Source organism: Rhizobium sp. BK312 (genome assembly GCF_014193605.1).
Lineage (GTDB): Bacteria > Pseudomonadota > Alphaproteobacteria > Rhizobiales > Rhizobiaceae > Rhizobium.
On the sequence record NZ_JACHZP010000007.1, the window covers coordinates 61,047 to 76,329 of the forward strand.

The following is a 15,283-nucleotide window of genomic DNA, read 5'->3' on the forward strand; positions in this document are numbered from 1 at the left end:
AGGAGCGGCCCGACAATGGGCCGAACGGTCCGGGAACGCCCCGCCCGGCGCTCCCGGACCAATGGCGTGTGAGCACTGTGGTCGTTCTTCGAGGGAAGAAACGATGGCTTCGATAGATCCCCATCAACGGGCCGGAACTTGCCTCCACGCTCAATAAGGCTGGGATCGCCCGCTTCCTGAGAACAGGATGCCGAACACTATGGCATCTCAATGTTCCCGCACCTGCGGGTCCACAACGCGTCTTGCTGGACTTCGCAGCGACATTATCAAGAAACTGATATTTTCGAGAAAAATTGATGACCGTGGCCGAGAGCGAATCCGGCTTCGCCATTCGTGTTGGGGGCGTAATGGCGAAGCCGGGTATGCGGGGCGACCAAAGCTTGCTCGAGTCAAGCGGCTGATCGGCTGCAATTTTACATCAGTTGCCGGCCAGAACATTTCGGAAGATTGCTGAAATGAGGCATTTCTACGAAATTTAATGTCTTGGCTTTTCCACTGCGGCAAATTATTTGATAAGTTCTGTAACCTTATTTTCAATATTGCTTCAAGTAAAGTTCCCGGGTGTTTTACCCAAGTAAAACCTTGTGATAGCGCGAATGTACCGCCAGCTGCTCGCGGCTTCGCAAAAGATGGCGCTGCAACAATGAATCGGCTCGAGCCGCGCGCTAGCTGACGACCTTGGCCTCGGCGTTTTTGAACGATACGACCTGCTCCAAGCCGCGTGGCTGGCGGTTGCGTACCTTGATCTCGCCTCCGAACCGGTTGATGATTTCGCGCGCAATAGCCATCCCGAGACCGGCCCCCGGAAAAGACCTTTGTCTTGCGATATCGATCCTGAAGAAGGGTTCGAACACCTGGTTCAGCCGGTCCTCCGGAATGCCGGGGCCGGTATCGACAATGCGCACAACGGCTCTATCGCCAAGATGCGTCACCGTCACCATGGCCGACTGGCCGTGGGTCGCGGCATTGATGAGCAAGTTTCGCAGGGCTCTTGTGATGGCGAGCGGGCCGGCGCAGATCGTTGCCTGCTCCAGTTCGCCGCTCGCGACATTCATATCGATCGCCTTCAGCTCGGTAACGATATCGTCGACGATCTGGTCAAGCCTGACCTGCTCCGAGCTGTCCCTGGAGATCTCTTCTCGGACCAGCCCGATTGCGCTGTCGGCGATCCTGTCGAGCTCCGCGAGATCGGCAAGCCATTTGCGACGCTCTTCGTCGTCCCGGATGAATTCTGCCCGCAGGCGCATGCGGGTCATTGGCGTCCGCAGATCGTGTCCGGCGGCAGCAACAAGGCGCATGCGGCTTTCCGTTGCCGCCTTCACCCGGGCCGACAGGCCGTTAAGCGCCTGGGCCGTCGCGCGAATTTCACCTGGCCCGCTTTCCGCTATATGAGGCAGGGTGCCGTCGGGATTGACCGCCGCAATGGCCTCCTCCAGCAGACGTAGCGGCTTCATGATTTTCGAGGCGGCAAAGATGGAAACCAGCACGCTGCCGACTATGATGAGACCGAGCCAGCCTACCAGGATCTTCCATCCGCCCGGCGGGGGTCCATGCTCCGGCAGCGGCATGATCAGCCAATTACCGTCGGAGAGCTTCAGGGACGCAATCATCTCGCCTGTCGATTGGCGCACTATGGTGGCTTCGCGCATGCCCGCTATTCGAAGCAGCGCCTCCATCAGAAAGCGCGACAGCTCTTCGTCGCGCTGGCCTTCAGCCGGCTTGTGAGCAACGACCAACCCCGCCGATGCCGTTGTGGTTCTGTCCTTCTCGGCAAAGGTGGCGAGAATGGAAAGCTGCCGCGCCATCCGTTCGACGGTCATATCCGGACGTGGCCCGCGCATGACAAGGCTTGCCACGAAGGACGAGGAAATGACAACCAGCACAATCGCCGTCATTAAAAGCAGCGCCAGCCGCGCACCAAGCGACCTCATGAATCGCCTTTACTGGCCATCACCGGGACAACCAGCTGATAACCACCGTTGCGGATCGTTCTGAAGATCGGATCTCCCGCTGTCTCGCCGAGCTTGCGGCGCAGTCGGCTCATCAGGACATCGATGGAACGGTCGGCGGGGTCGCGATCACGCCCTTGCGTGAGATCAAGCAATTGATCGCGCGACAGGAGCCGGCCTGCACGCTCCAGAAACGCCTTGAGAAGATCGAATTCGGCGCCAGTCAGCGAAATCGCCTCGCCGCTGTCTCTACTAACCCTGCGAAGCTGTGGATCGAGCATCATGTTCGCAAATCGATAGCGCCTCTGTTCGGGCTCCGAGGACGAATCCTCATTCGTCCGACGCAGGACGGCGCGGATGCGCGCAGCCAATTCGCGTGGATTGAAAGGCTTGCCGAGGTAGTCGTCAGCACCGATCTCCAGGCCAAGAATGCGATCGATGTCCTCCTTCAAGGCGGTCAGCAGAATGACGGGCACGCGAGGGCGCCGGTTTCGCAGATCGCGGCAAAGATCGAGACCCGACCCATCCGGCAGCATAACGTCAAGAACGAGAAGATCGGGGTTCCGCCGGTTGAGCGCGTCGTTGCACCAGCGAAGATCGCTCGCCGTCGATACGCGAAAGCCCTGTTCCTCGAGATATCGGCTCAGGAGCGAGCGTATTTCATGATCGTCATCGACTATCAGAATATCCGGTGCGGCGCTCGCGTTCATAGGCTTCATTCCGTTTTCTCAATCCTTATACAAACTATGACTTCCCAGAAAAGAAGGACTTTGCGGCACCAATACGGAAATTTCCGCCGCGAAACATTGGTTTACAAAATTCCGGGCGTCAGAAACGCTGAGCAACAAAATAACGGGTGATAAAGTGAATCCATTGGCCCGCGGGCGGCGCAGCAGCCCTGCTCGCATGCAGCTGTCAACGACGAGAGCCGATTGTCAGGCCGCTCGCAGCCACTCGACGCTCCAGGCGGAAAGACGCCCCTCGATGGCGCCGCTATCCATCATCAATCGGATTTCGATCGGCGCACGCGGATCGACAACATCGATCGGCACTGCCGCTTCGAATGAGCCGGTGCCTTGCGGGCACACACGCAGGCGACCGAGCAATTCGGCAGCATGTACCTCTACGGTGAAGATCTGCCCCTGGCAATCTTCGTCGACATCGAAAATGAATTTCGCATTCCAGCGCCCCGTCGGCAGGTGAAGATAGGGGCCATAGATGAGGCAGCGAGCGCCACCGGTGAGATCGACAAGATCGTCCAGAGCCTGCCCCAAACTATCGCCTGATAGGAACGCTTCTTGCGGCCAGAAGACGGTGCTCGGAACTTTACGGCGGTCGAATTCAAGGGGACGGAGAACCTTCCTTGCCGTCTCGCGCAGTCCCTCGCTGACCTCCGGAACCGCCTCCTGCGGTGTCAGATAGCCCGCAATGACAGCCGCGGCGGCTTCCTCCAGTTTCGGTGCTTTATGCGGTGGTTGTCCGGCAGGCGCCATGCCGACATGCAGCAGCGCGTTGGCTATCTGCTCCAGTTTAAGATCGGTGCTGAAATGCCGGTCTATGGTCTTCAGCAATAGATCTATGCTGCCCTTTTGATCGACATCGCCGCGACGTAAGACCAACGCCCCGGAAGCGCCCGCAAGCGGCTCGAGGCAGGCAAGGCTTGCCGAAACAGCCCTGACCAAACCGATATCTCGCTGCCCGGTCGCACGAGCGAGGTAGGAAACAGCGTCGAGGGGATCTTCGAGAAATAACAGAAACGGCACGTTGACCCTGAGGATCAGTTCCGATAGCCGTGCTTCGGGAAACTGCGAGACGAGAACGGCATGCGCGCCCGATCGCGCGAGGACGTGCTGCTTGAGATCCTCCACAGTATCGGTGGCAATGACCGCATAATCGCCGAAGGCTTCGCGGGCCAGGGCGTGAACCGCTGCAACGCCCCAGGAGGACATGACCCCCGGCATTCCGAATGCAAAGAGGATGGTCACGACGCACTCCTCGTTTGATTATCCGTTGAAGAGGCTGTCATAAAGCGAGCCAACCTTCTGTTGATATCGATCCGGCGAAAAACGCGCTGCCTGCCTGGGCCCGGATTTGGCAAATGAGGCGCACAACCCGTCGTCCTGATCCAGGCTGACGATCGCCTTGCGCATCTCTTCCGTATCATAGGGATCGACCAGCAGCGCCGCATTCCCGGCTATCTCGGGAATTGATCCCTCCGTGGAACTCAGAACAGGCGTTCCAAGCTGCATGGATTCAAGTACGGGCAGCCCGAAGCCTTCATAAAGCGAAGGAAATAGCACCGCACGCGCTCCCCTGATCAGGCTGATCAGCAAGGGATAGGACACGAAGTCGAAACGCTGGATCTGTCGTTGAGGCAGGATGCGGTCCTCCGCGCGAAGATAGAAGCGGAAGCGGTCGTCATCGATCAGCTGCTGCGTCTCGGCACCCTTCCAGCCGGGGGCACCGACAATGATGAGCGGCTTGTCCGTCTTTGCGGCAAGATAGGCTTCGATCAACCGAGAGATGTTCTTTTTCGGCTCGAAGGCACCGAAGAAAAGGAAATAGCCCTTCCAATCGAGATGGAAGATGCCGGCAACCTCGTCCGCCACAACATCGTCCGGCTTCTCGCGAAGCCGCTCCGGCACCTGAACGGCCTGGTAGGTATTGCTGACCCGCGCCTCGTCGACGCCGAGAACCTTGATGATATCGGCCCGCGACGTTTCCGATACCGTCACGATGTGATCCGCTCGCCGGACCAGAGAGCGCAGCATCTTGTAGTGATAGCGCTTGTTGTCCTCAGTCAGATAAGGCAGCCGCAAGGGGACCAAATCGTGGATCGTGTAGACATTCAATGCCCGTTTTGCCGCGATCGGCATCGGATAGGTGCAATGAAGAAGATCGGGCTGCGTCTCGAACTTCATGGTCAGATTGTTGCCGTAACGCTTGAAATGATAGCGCGCGAGCTGGAACAAATCGTTGGCGGCATAAATGGTGTCGGCCGCACCAAGTTGCGATTGAAGGGATTTCACAATGACGGTGCCGCTCAAAGGGATCGGAACCGGAGTGATGCCGAACGGGGCGGCGATGCGGCGCCGCAGCCAGCGCTTTGCTACCGAAATCGTTCCGGGGACTTGAGCACTGGCGTCATCGAAGAGGAGCACTTCCCGCAAAACTGGGTCCGTCGGAACGTTTCCGGGAATTCCATGGACCACGCCCGTCCGATAGCCGAGGGACTGTGCCGTCGCCATCAGACCACGGGTATAGGTCGCAACCCCGGTGCCCTTCTTGAGGGAAAGATTGAGACCGTCGTAAAGGATCGTCTGGCTCATTCCTATCTCTCCCTCAGCATTTGGGAACTCTCACCACTCTCGATCAAGCCGGCTTGTCGCGCGAAAGAACGAGCAGCGAATCGTCGGCCCCGTATTTCGAAAGCAGGTCTTGGCTGGTGATGGGAACTGCCTCGCCGCTGAAATCGAGACGCCGCATTGCTCCGTAGATGCCAGCAAGCCGTTCGAGAAAACCGGATGCGTCGGCATAGCGGGCAGGATTGAATTCGACCACGAGCATTGGCTTATGGCGGGCAATGGTCTCGGCCATTCCTTCGAGTATCACCTCCTCCGCCCCCTCCGCGTCGATCTTGATGAAATCGACACGCGAGCAGGCTGCGCTCATCCCGTCGAGGGTTGTCACGGGGACCTTGATGACAACGCCGTCTTGTGGGCGAGGTTGAAACATTTCCGAAACGATCTGCGCATTCTTCGGCTCGCTATGGGGAACATATAAAGAGGCTTCTCCCGATATTGTTGCACCGAGCGCCGATGTTTCGATCCTCGTCCGTCCGAGCAGCCCGTTGAGCTCGACGCTGCGACGCAGGAAATCGGCGGCATGGGGATTGGGTTCGACGGCGATCAGTTCGCCCCTTGTGCCGACGAGTTCGGCAAGCAGAAGGGAGTAATAGCCAAAATTCGCGCCGACATCGATCGCGGTCATGCCGCGCTTGACGTTGCGCGCACAAAACAACGTCAGCCAGATTTCCCAAAAGCCGTCCAGAAGAACATGAGATCCGAAACCTCTATCTCGGGTGTCCACATAGAGCTTGTAGCGACCGAGTACGCGCACCAAAGCGGTGTGGTTTCCAAGGTAGGCGCTGTTCACGCGCTGCAAGATGGCCGTTTCGGCCTGATGCCGATCGAACGCCATCAATTCATGAAGATGTAGCAGTGCAGAAGAACTCATCGTACCTCTCTCGTTCCAGCATGCCCGTAACGCATTCCGCAAGCCGGGCAGCATCAGGAAGCTCCCTCGATCGCAGCGAGATCATCCGCCTCCGGCCGTTCCAGGCACTTGCTCCGTCGTCTTCAGTTTGCTGCCGACGCGGAGATGCCGACCGATGCCGCCGACAGAGCCGTCCCGGTAACCCCCTGGAAGAGGCCCATGAACTTCTGAATATCGACCGACGAGGCATTGGAGATATAAATTATATCTCGCGGCTGAACCTCGAAGTTCTGCATTGCAAGCAGCGTCGAGCCGTTCTTCAGGTTGAACCGGTAGACGATCGGGACAGGTCCACCACGGCGCAGCAACGGATTGCTCGGCGCAACGATGCGGCGGGCAACCTCAATCGGCTCGTAGCGGAAAAGGAAGACGCCAGAAGCATCGGCGCGGCTATCCTGCAAGCCTCCCGCACGTGCAACGGCGTTCGCCATGGTCAAATGCTGAACACTGAAGGGGACTTCGCCACTCTGACCTGAGGCGCCAAGAATCGTGTAGGTAACCGGCTCGCGCACCACCGTAACGACGTCTTCGGGCCGCAATCTCACGTTTTCGCGCGGATTTTGAACAATCGCGGTAAAAGGCAGATGCATGGTTCGTCCGCCGCGCGTCAGGTAGACGACGCTATCGTTGACGCCGGCGCGCAATCCTCCCGCCGCGGCAATAGCATCGAGCACCCGGCTGCCGGCGGGCGAAAGTGCGACGCGTGCACCGCCGGCCACCTCGCCCGTAACCGTGACGGTGTTCGATGAGCTTTGCTGGACGGTCACCAATGCCTGTGGCTGCACCGCCTTGCCCGTCAGGCCGGAAACCACCGCCTTTTCCACCGAAGCTGGCGTGCGGCCGGCAGCCGTGATCCGGCCCACATAGGGAATACTGATCGTGCCATCGCTGTTGATGGTTTGCGGCGGGATCGTCACCGAACTGCCGGTCGCCTGTTGCTGACCCGAAGCGCTCGAGGCCATCCCGAACAAACTTCCGGGTGGTGCTTCCCAGAGGCTGACCGAGACAACGTCCCCCACCGCGATCCTTAAGCCAGGATCACGTGCGCCCTGGCCGAAATAGGCGGCAAAGCTGGCTTCAGGTCGTGCAACGCTCTTGACCATCGCCGTCGATGCCACATCGACCACCGCGAATGGCGGCATGGCGCGCGCAGCTGCCTCCTCCAATATGCGGGAGGCCTTGGGGCCGGCCTCCGGTAATCCACAGCCCGTAAGAACGCAGGCAAGAACGCACAATAATCCGAACTTCAACGGCATCGATGATCCTGATTGGCATGGAGGCAGTTTTGACGAGGCAACATCGTGCCAAGCAGGCTAGGCCGTTCCGGCATTGTCGCTACGCTCCCGGGAAAAACGAAGGATCGACGATGGGCTGGAGCCGTAGGCGTGTTTGTAGAGCACGGAGAATCGCCCGGGATTGGAGAATTGCAGGCTCATGGCAAGATCGGTGATGCTTTCGGCCTGACCACCCTTGATGGCGCCATGTGCCGCGGCCAGCCGGTAATTGCAAAGGATTCCCATCGGCGTATCGCCGCGATAGGTCTTGAACATGCGTTGCAGCGCTCGCGGGCTGCAGCTCGCGGCGTGCGCGAGATCCTCCAGCATGATGGCATTATGCAGATTGTCGCGCATGAACGCCTCTGCCCTCAGGAGCTGTCGCGGCGCGTTATCCAAGGTGCCGCGATTGAAGGCATCGGACAGATTGTGCGGCAACTTGGCAAACAGCTTCACCAGCAGGAGCTCGCCGTAGGCCTTGGCGAGCATCATTCGCTCCGTCTGGCGCGCAGTCGTCAGATCCTTTTCGGCCTGGCGCAATGTCTGATAGAGCCCCTGCGCACCACCTTGGCGGAAGCTTACCGGTGCCAGCGCGAATTCCTGCACGTAGGGCTTGCCGGTCAACTCTTCAAAGTGCTGCCGAATAACCGCTTCCGGGATCTGAAACAGCAGCCAGGAGCTGCGCGGCTTGATTTCGATGCGCTTGCCGGCACGATCACTGATGCTCGCGACATAGTTGGCGGGAATGCGCAGTGATTTATGCATTCGCCGGTGATTGATCTCTATTTCTCCGGCGAGAACGAAGACGATGCCGACGCGCGGCAAATCCTGTTTGGCGATACCTTCCAGGCCCGCCGAATGCTCGGCGCTTATGATCGATGCTGACTGAAGGGGTTGCTTGCTGAATTTGAAGGAATAGTCGCCAGAAGTTTCTGAGGGAACAGACCATTTCCAGTTTGGCTCAAGCATGTCGAGATTACGAATGATTGCATCACGGGAATACACCTCGAAAGTACCCACGCATTGCTCGACAACTCTTTCCAACATCGCCATCCGCTATTCCTACTCAAAATCTCAAGTTGCATATTAGCAATTGCTAACACGTGATTTCTATCTAGGCTACACTTTTTCCAGCGTTCGTTATGACGACTCCATCATCCCGTTCCCGCGGCTACGAAGTTGCGGGATCGTTTAGCGCAAGTTGCATTATCTGTCTTTAAATTAGCACGACGAATTTTAGCGCAACAGTACAGATAGTGACGATGTTATACAGAATCCTACCAGTTCACAGCTCGACTGAACGTTGAATTCCCAAAGCGACGAGATCGGACAAAATACAGCCCTACCGAACAATATAACCGGAGCCCTACGGTTTTAGGTTGCAAAGGTAGCCACCTGCTTCTACGAATAGACTTGCCGTAAGACAGTTAACTCGGCCTTGTCCTTTGGATTGCAGGGGGCGATGGAACTTGATGGTGCCGTGGCCGATGGGTCGATTGCTTCATCACGGTATTTTCAATTATCCTAATTTATCTAGAGGTTTAGATGTGCAAGCCTCTGACGACACGCGAAGCTCTCGCCTCTCCTTTGGCGGAGCACGCAAAGGTAGCGAAATGCCGCCGGCTGCCGTCCGTTATTGTGTCAATTTGCAATGGTCGCATGCACTATTGTTGCCAATCAACGCAACCAAGACACCGATCCAGCCTACAATGTGGAGTAGATGCGAAACGCTGCCTCAATATCGTTGAACACGCGACCGCGACCGTTCTTCAACACAAGCGCCGACGTGCATAAATCACCGATCACGTTGAGATTATGTCCCACAATGATCATCGAGCGATCCTTGCGCTTGACGAAAAGCTCCTCGAAGCTACGCGTTTGGAAGCGTTTGTCCCCGACGGCCAGCACCTCATCGATGAGATAGCAATCAAAATCGATGGCAAGCGACATTCCAAACGCCAGCCGGGCCCGCATGCCCGAGGAATAGGTTCTGAGAGGCATGCGCAGATAGCGGCCAAGTTCGCTGAAATCCTCTACCAGATCACGAATTTCGTTGAATGGCTTATCATAGATGCGCGACAGGAAGCGCATGCAGTCGAATCCGGTCATCGAACCGCCGAAGCCACCGCTCAGGGCGATTGGCCACGACATCGACATGTTGCGCACGACCTTACCCGAGGTCGGCTCCTCTATCCCCGCAATCATGCGCACCAGGGTCGATTTGCCGGCGCCATTGTTCCCAAGCACGGCGATCTTCTCGCCTCGGCCGATCTTGAATGACACACCATCAACTACGCGGCGCATCCGGCCATTTACTTCATACTCTTTGACGAGATCGAATACCCCGACGATGCCATCTTCATGCCAGGGAATTTCTGCCTTCGACCCCGGCGCGTCTGACGGCGCGATTCGCGCAAGACTGGAAGGAAGAATAGTCATTGCTGGGCCGCATGCTCGTAGACCTGGATCACGAAAAAGCGCACGATCCAGAAGGTTGCAAAGCAAACCGCAACCAGAAGCAGAAACGAAGTCAGCCGTTTTGGGTACAATGCATGGTCGGGCAAATTCGGGTCAGCGATTCGTTCGAGATACAGTTGCTGGCGTTGCGCATCGATCCTGGCGTTTTCCAGGGAGGTGGTCGCCGATGTCAGCATCTTCGCAGCCATTTCCCGCTCCAGCAGCAATTGTTCATATTGTGCGATGCGGGGCGCCATTGATCCGTCGCTGCCGACGATCCTTGTCCGCTCATCGCTGATCTGCCGTTCCATCGCCGCCACCCGCGCCCTCAGCGCCTCACCCTGCGGGCTTTGCGGCGCTTGCTCCTCAAGCGCTGAAAGCCGTGCCTTGTTGTCGGCGAGACCGTCCGAGAGCCTGGCGATCATATCCAGAGCGGCCGCTGATTGCTTGTTCGGGTCGACGAGCGCCTCGCGATTGCGAAAATCGGTCAGGCTTGTCTGCATCTTGGACAGTCTCGTTTGGCTGTCATTTACCTCGATCTGAGCATAGCGAATGGCATCCTCACGGGCGCGATCGTTGAGCCGGTTGATGAGCTCTTCCGCATGCTGCACCAGGGCATTGGCGAGGCGATAAGCATCGTCAGCGCGAAATGCACGCACATCCAGCGTGGTCACGCCGCTGCCGCTGTCGGTGTGCACATTGATGAAACGAAGATAATGCTGATACAGCTCCTCATTATTGGCCTCAGCCCAGGGTAGCGGATAGCGGCTGAGGAAGTCGCCTTCCGGTCGGGAAAGAATCGCTTTCAGATCGTCCCTGCTCGCCAGCGCGTCGGCGGCTGCGCGCGACTTGATGAACTCGGTGACGATGTAGCTATCGTCCTGTGCGCGAACGAACCCAGTGCTCTGAAGGAACCCGCTGAGCAGGCCGGCAGCATTTCTATTAGGGCTGCGCACGACAAATTGCGTTTCCGAGGCATATTGATCGGCGCAGATGAAACCATAATAGATCGCCCCGAACACGCCGGGGAAGACGACGATCAGCAATAGCAGCAGCTGCGATCGAACCCACCGCACAACGGAATAGGGCCAGGAAACCGGTTGGCCTATGATGACGCCGGACGAACGAGCATCCACCAGTGTAATGAAGTCGGTAAATTCCTTATTATTCTCGATGCGGCTCATCTGGGACCATCAAATCTCTCTCGGAATTGCCAAGACCATTCCACTGGCTGCCTCTCCGAAATTCCATCGGCTCTCGTGAATCTCGCGGCTTGCGCCGTTCAGCATCGCCTTCTGCGACAATGCGCGGGGACGATTTAGGCGGAAATTTACTCGCAAGAGATTCCCATATATCCTTCAAAAGTCAAATATAATTCCGACGTTTGAAAATTTTTACATGGGTATGCAAGAATAATTTCCCTTCTGTCGCAATTAATACTTTGACGACGCGATCCGTATGGCGAGGCGAGATTGCGACGGCAATAACTGCCATTCGATTAGCTGTTTTTCCCTCATTGCTGGTTCAAGGAATTCGGAATGGGAAAGCTCGGAGGCACCTTGAGGCAAGTCGGCAGTAACGTTGCGACGCATGGTCATGAAGACCTGCTGTTCGGCCGGCTTCAGCGAAGCCTCCTGAAATTTCTCGCCCGCCGCCGGCGCAAATCAGCAAGCGGAATATTTGCGGATGTCATCCGGCTGCAACTGCTTTTCGTGCCCCCGAAAGCGGTTCCGCTCATACAGCTGGCCGTGGTCGGATATCGCAGGCCCCGCCGCTCCGGCACGGGTGATTGCTCCTAGCGGCATCTCGGGGGGATTTATATGTACAGGGATTCGACGGTCTTTCCCGAAGGAGCGCAATCTTCGGTCGTAAAACCAAATGAGCAGCCGTCCTGGTTACCGCCAATCAACGCGCGGCTGCTTGCTTTCCTTCCGACGCGTCAGCGCTTTCCCCTTATCGGTCCCGCCTTTTCCGCATCCCTCAGGCCGATCGAATTGACGATGGGTGCGGCAGATGGCGTCGTCAGCTGGGGAAACGGTCCGCTTTCCCGCCTGGCGCGCCTCTATGCGCAGGTGCTGCGCCTGCCTTTCTGGACGGTGGAAGGTGGCTTCCTGCAATCGACCGACCCGGACGCTGCTTCACCGATCTCCGTTATCGCCGACGACCTCGGCATTCATTTTTCCGCACGCCAACCTTCGCGGCTCGAGGCACTGCTTCAAGACGCGTCCTCCGATGCGGATGTTCGGCGAGCGCGGGACCTGCGGCGCTGGATCAACCGCGAGAGACTTTCCCAAGATGGCCACGTCCCCGAAGGAACGTTTCGTCTTCGCCGAAGCCATCGCAGGCGCATCCTGCTCGTCGACGAAGTGGTCGGAAATAGCGCCGTCGAAAGCGCCGGCGCCAATGCAGAGACCTTCGCGAGAATGTGGACGGCGGCTCTGGCGGAGGCAAATGCCGACATCATCGTAAAATGCCATCCCGACGTCGTCGCTGGCCGCGCGCGAGGTTTTCTTCAGCCTCTTGCGCAAACCGTGGATGTGCAATTCGTGGACAAGGCGATTTCAACGCACTCTCTTCTGGATATGGTGGATGAGGTCTGGACGGTATCAAGCCAGCTCGGCCTCGAAGCTCTCCTGCGGGAAATACCCGTCGTTACCTTCGGCATGCCCGCCTATGCCGGCTGGGGACTGACCGCAGACCGTGCCGAAGGCACGGTAGCGGCTACGGCACGCTCCCGTCGAGGGCGCCATGTCAGCATAGACGAGTTTGCCGCGGCTTCATTTTTTCAATACTCGCGCTATGTTGATCCCGTCTCACGCAGTCCGATCACGGCCGAGCAGGCGGTGGAACGGCTCCTTGAATGGCGCGCTCGCGCCCGCTCGCTCACGGGCCGTTACCTTTGCGTCAATTTCTCGCTTCATAAACGCGCGGTCATGCGCCGATATCTGAGCAGTCCCCGGTCGCAAGTTCATTTCGCCAACAATCCGAGCGCTTCGGAAATCCAAAGCGCCGACACGATCGTTCTTTGGGGCAATGCTCCCGCTCCCGAGGAAGGAGTTCTATGGAAGCATGGCAAGAGATTGCCGGTCATGCGGGTTGAAGACGGGTTTATCCGCTCTTCCGGCCTTGGCAGCTCGCTCGTGCCGCCATCCTCGCTCTGCTTCGATGAGGAAGGCATCTATTTTGATGCCTCCGCGCCGAGCCAGCTCGAAACAATCCTGAACAGGACGAATTTCGATGATGCACTTCTCGAGCGGGCGCAACGCTTGCGGCAAGCCATCGTTTCCATGGGCATCACCAAATACAATCTGCCGCCGCAGCCTGCACCGGATTATCGTGCACTGGCCGAAGGCCGCACCATCGTTTTGGTGGCCGGCCAAGTTCCGAACGACGCCTCATTGCGCTTCGGCATGGCAAGCCATTCCTCCGATATCGAACTGCTGAGGGCCGTCCGACGCGCCAGGCCCAAGGCGTTCATCGTCTATAAGCAGCATCCGGATCTTCTAGCGAAGGCGACCGGCCGTTACCCAACTCCATCCCCGCCAGCGGAGGCCGCCGATCTGGTGATCGGCAATGTCGATCTGGGCAACCTTCTGAGTGTGGTCGACGAAGTTCATGTCGCGACCTCGCAGATCGGATTCGAGGCGCTGCTGCGCGAAAGACCGGTATGGTGCCATGGTCTCCCCTTTTACGCGGGCTGGGGTCTTACGCATGATGCGGTCGTCTCCTTGCGGCGAAAGCGGGTGCTAACGCTTGATGCACTGGTTGCAGGCACGCTCATCCTCTATCCCCGATACTGGTCGAATATCACCAATCTTCCATGCGAGGCGGAAGACGTCGTCGCCGAACTCTATCGCTCCCGCCAGGGCATTGCTCCAAATCCATCGCGGCGGCGCTGGCTGGCGCAGGCTATCCATATGCTTGAGGCCAGAAAATTATGACCAAGCCCGTCGTCATGGATATTTCTCGATTGATGGAACGGGCGCATTGCTCGACGCCCACCGGTATCGATCGCTATGAGCTTCATTACGCCAACTGGCTGAACGAACGCCGCAAACGGACTGCCTTGACAGATTTCGATGCGTTTTCGCAGCCGTCCTGGTTTGTAGAGACCGGTCGCAACAGCGCCGTTGCCATTCCGTCCGAACGGGCGGACAGGCTGGTCTCCATCCTCAATAGTCGCTGGTCGGCGACAGATATATCGCCAACGCAGGCCGCTCTTCTCGAACGGATTTTCGCCGCTATCGACGGCAAGATCAGGTGGCAGGCCACAGCGGAAGTAAGGGCAGGCGAAGCCCATACGCAAAAGCTGCGCAAGATCGCGCATGCTGTCGCCAGCCATTTCACGCATGGCCTGCTGCTGCCGCCCAGGGCTTCCTTTGTCCACGTGTCGCACAGCCGGCTGGATCGAACATCCGCCTTCTCCTGGCTTGGAGAAACCGGTCGCAACGGCGTCTTTTACGTCCACGACCTTATCCCGCTATCGCATCCGGAATTCGTCCGACCGGAGGAGCCTGAGCGGCATCGCCGCAGGATGGAGACGGTGCTGAAACATGCATCGCTGGTGCTTTGCAATTCGCAGGTAACCGCACGGGCCCTGCGCACGTTTGCTCAGCAGAGCGACAGGACACCCCCCTCGATCGCAGTCCTGCCTCCAGGCATCGAGCGTTGCTTCCTCTCTCCGCCAAACGACATGCCGCGCCCCCGGATGCCTTACTTCGTGACGCTCGGAACGATCGAACCGCGCAAGAACCACATGCTATTGCTGCATCTGTGGCAATATCTGGCCGAACGTGATGGGGCGATGGCCCCGCGGCTCGTAATTGTCGGCAAGAGAGGGTGGGAAAACAGTCACATCCTAGCAATGCTGGAGCGGTGCCCTGCCCTGCCCGGGCTCGTCATCGAGGTGCCGGGGCTCGAGGATGCGGCTTTGGCGCGGTTGGTCGCCGGCGCAGCTGGTCTTTTGGCACCATCCTTTACCGAGGGTTACGGCATGCCCGTCGCCGAGGCGATCGCGCTCGGCACACCGGTCATCGCCTCCAACATCAGTGCCCATCGTGAAGCCGCCGCCGGACAGCCCGCCATCTTCCTCGACCCGCTTGATGGGCTGAGTTGGAGAGCCGCGCTCGACATGATCGCCGCCTCGCCACAACGCCGAATGAAACCCGGCCTATCGAGCGGGTGGGACACGCATTTCGATGATTTGGAGACGCTGATCGAAGCCGATTTTTCGGCGCGACACCACGCTGCCCAACGGGCTCCGCGGCGCATCGAGAGAATATCGACCTCGCCGGTTTTGCAGTGAGAGGCAACAGTGCAGGCAAAAGA

12 protein-coding genes are annotated in these 15,283 nt (G+C 58.2%); 3 read left to right on the plus strand and 9 right to left on the minus strand.

Annotation, left to right across the window (positions count from 1 at the left end):
• Positions 1-665 precede the first annotated feature (665 nt).
• The 9 genes from FHT85_RS20165 to FHT85_RS20205 all read right to left on the minus strand — a co-directional run bounded on the left by FHT85_RS20165 (position 666) and on the right by FHT85_RS20205 (position 11,139).
• Positions 666-1,931 carry an ATP-binding protein gene (locus tag FHT85_RS20165; RefSeq protein WP_112414975.1) on the minus strand — a complete coding sequence of 422 codons (1,266 nt, stop codon included), beginning with the start codon at positions 1,929-1,931 and terminating at the stop codon, positions 666-668.
• Positions 1,928-2,659: a response regulator gene (locus tag FHT85_RS20170; protein WP_112411426.1), complete on the minus strand. Its 732-nt coding sequence runs from the start codon at positions 2,657-2,659 to the stop codon at positions 1,928-1,930. Before FHT85_RS20170 ends, FHT85_RS20165 begins: the two co-directional genes overlap by 4 nt.
• Positions 2,660-2,884: 225 nt before the next feature.
• Complete coding sequence (locus FHT85_RS20175; protein WP_112337150.1) at positions 2,885-3,934, minus strand: hypothetical protein; 1,050 nt, start codon at positions 3,932-3,934, stop codon at positions 2,885-2,887.
• 18 nt (positions 3,935-3,952) lie between these two features.
• Positions 3,953-5,278 (minus strand): glycosyltransferase family 4 protein, encoded by a 1,326-nt coding sequence (locus FHT85_RS20180; protein WP_112337151.1) that lies wholly within the window; start codon positions 5,276-5,278, stop codon positions 3,953-3,955.
• A 43-nt stretch (positions 5,279-5,321) separates the two neighbouring features.
• The gene (locus tag FHT85_RS20185; protein WP_246780041.1) at positions 5,322-6,185 is read right to left on the minus strand and encodes an FkbM family methyltransferase; all 864 of its coding nucleotides are present in this window, start codon (positions 6,183-6,185) and stop codon (positions 5,322-5,324) included.
• Positions 6,186-6,307: 122 nt separating this feature from the next.
• On the minus strand, positions 6,308-7,480 hold the full coding sequence (locus FHT85_RS20190; RefSeq protein ID WP_112411375.1) for a polysaccharide biosynthesis/export family protein: 1,173 nt from the start codon (positions 7,478-7,480) through the stop codon (positions 6,308-6,310).
• Positions 7,481-7,537: 57 nt separating this feature from the next.
• A complete protein-coding gene (locus tag FHT85_RS20195; RefSeq protein WP_183774265.1) occupies positions 7,538-8,551 on the minus strand; it encodes a helix-turn-helix transcriptional regulator in 1,014 nt (337 codons plus the stop codon).
• Between the two features lie 651 nt (positions 8,552-9,202).
• Entirely contained in the window at positions 9,203-9,937 is a 735-nt protein-coding gene (locus FHT85_RS20200) for an ABC transporter ATP-binding protein (RefSeq protein WP_112411374.1), read from the minus strand.
• Positions 9,934-11,139 (minus strand): capsule biosynthesis protein, encoded by a 1,206-nt coding sequence (locus FHT85_RS20205; RefSeq protein WP_112411373.1) that lies wholly within the window; start codon positions 11,137-11,139, stop codon positions 9,934-9,936. Before FHT85_RS20205 ends, FHT85_RS20200 begins: the two co-directional genes overlap by 4 nt.
• Positions 11,140-11,493: 354 nt before the next feature.
• On the opposite strand from FHT85_RS20205, the gene FHT85_RS20210 reads away from it, so the two are divergent.
• From FHT85_RS20210 to FHT85_RS20220, 3 genes are read left to right on the plus strand one after another with little or no spacing between them, the layout of a single operon-like run.
• Positions 11,494-11,754, plus strand: a complete 261-nt coding sequence (locus FHT85_RS20210) for a hypothetical protein (protein WP_112411372.1) — start codon at positions 11,494-11,496, stop codon at positions 11,752-11,754.
• Between the two features lie 21 nt (positions 11,755-11,775).
• Entirely contained in the window at positions 11,776-13,896 is a 2,121-nt protein-coding gene (locus FHT85_RS20215; RefSeq protein WP_112411371.1) for a capsular polysaccharide biosynthesis protein, read from the plus strand.
• A complete protein-coding gene (locus FHT85_RS20220; protein WP_112411370.1) occupies positions 13,893-15,260 on the plus strand; it encodes a glycosyltransferase family 4 protein in 1,368 nt (455 codons plus the stop codon). Before FHT85_RS20215 ends, FHT85_RS20220 begins: the two co-directional genes overlap by 4 nt.
• Positions 15,261-15,283 lie beyond the last annotated feature (23 nt).

Bases quoted from the DNA above. Each gene is read 5' to 3' on its own strand.
- FHT85_RS20165 (WP_112414975.1), bottom strand. From the start codon at position 1,931: ATGAGGTCGCTTGGTGCGCGGCTGGCGCTGCTTTTAATGACGGCGATT.
- FHT85_RS20170 (WP_112411426.1), bottom strand. From the start codon at position 2,659: ATGAACGCGAGCGCCGCACCGGATATTCTGATAGTCGATGACGATCAT.
- FHT85_RS20180 (WP_112337151.1), bottom strand. From the start codon at position 5,278: ATGAGCCAGACGATCCTTTACGACGGTCTCAATCTTTCCCTCAAGAAG.
- FHT85_RS20185 (WP_246780041.1), bottom strand. From the start codon at position 6,185: ATGAGTTCTTCTGCACTGCTACATCTTCATGAATTGATGGCGTTCGAT.
- FHT85_RS20190 (WP_112411375.1), bottom strand. From the start codon at position 7,480: ATGCCGTTGAAGTTCGGATTATTGTGCGTTCTTGCCTGCGTTCTTACG.
- FHT85_RS20195 (WP_183774265.1), bottom strand. From the start codon at position 8,551: ATGGCGATGTTGGAAAGAGTTGTCGAGCAATGCGTGGGTACTTTCGAG.
- FHT85_RS20200 (WP_112411374.1), bottom strand. From the start codon at position 9,937: ATGACTATTCTTCCTTCCAGTCTTGCGCGAATCGCGCCGTCAGACGCG.
- FHT85_RS20205 (WP_112411373.1), bottom strand. From the start codon at position 11,139: ATGAGCCGCATCGAGAATAATAAGGAATTTACCGACTTCATTACACTG.
- FHT85_RS20210 (WP_112411372.1), top strand. From the start codon at position 11,494: ATGGGAAAGCTCGGAGGCACCTTGAGGCAAGTCGGCAGTAACGTTGCG.
- FHT85_RS20215 (WP_112411371.1), top strand. From the start codon at position 11,776: ATGTACAGGGATTCGACGGTCTTTCCCGAAGGAGCGCAATCTTCGGTC.
- FHT85_RS20220 (WP_112411370.1), top strand. From the start codon at position 13,893: ATGACCAAGCCCGTCGTCATGGATATTTCTCGATTGATGGAACGGGCG.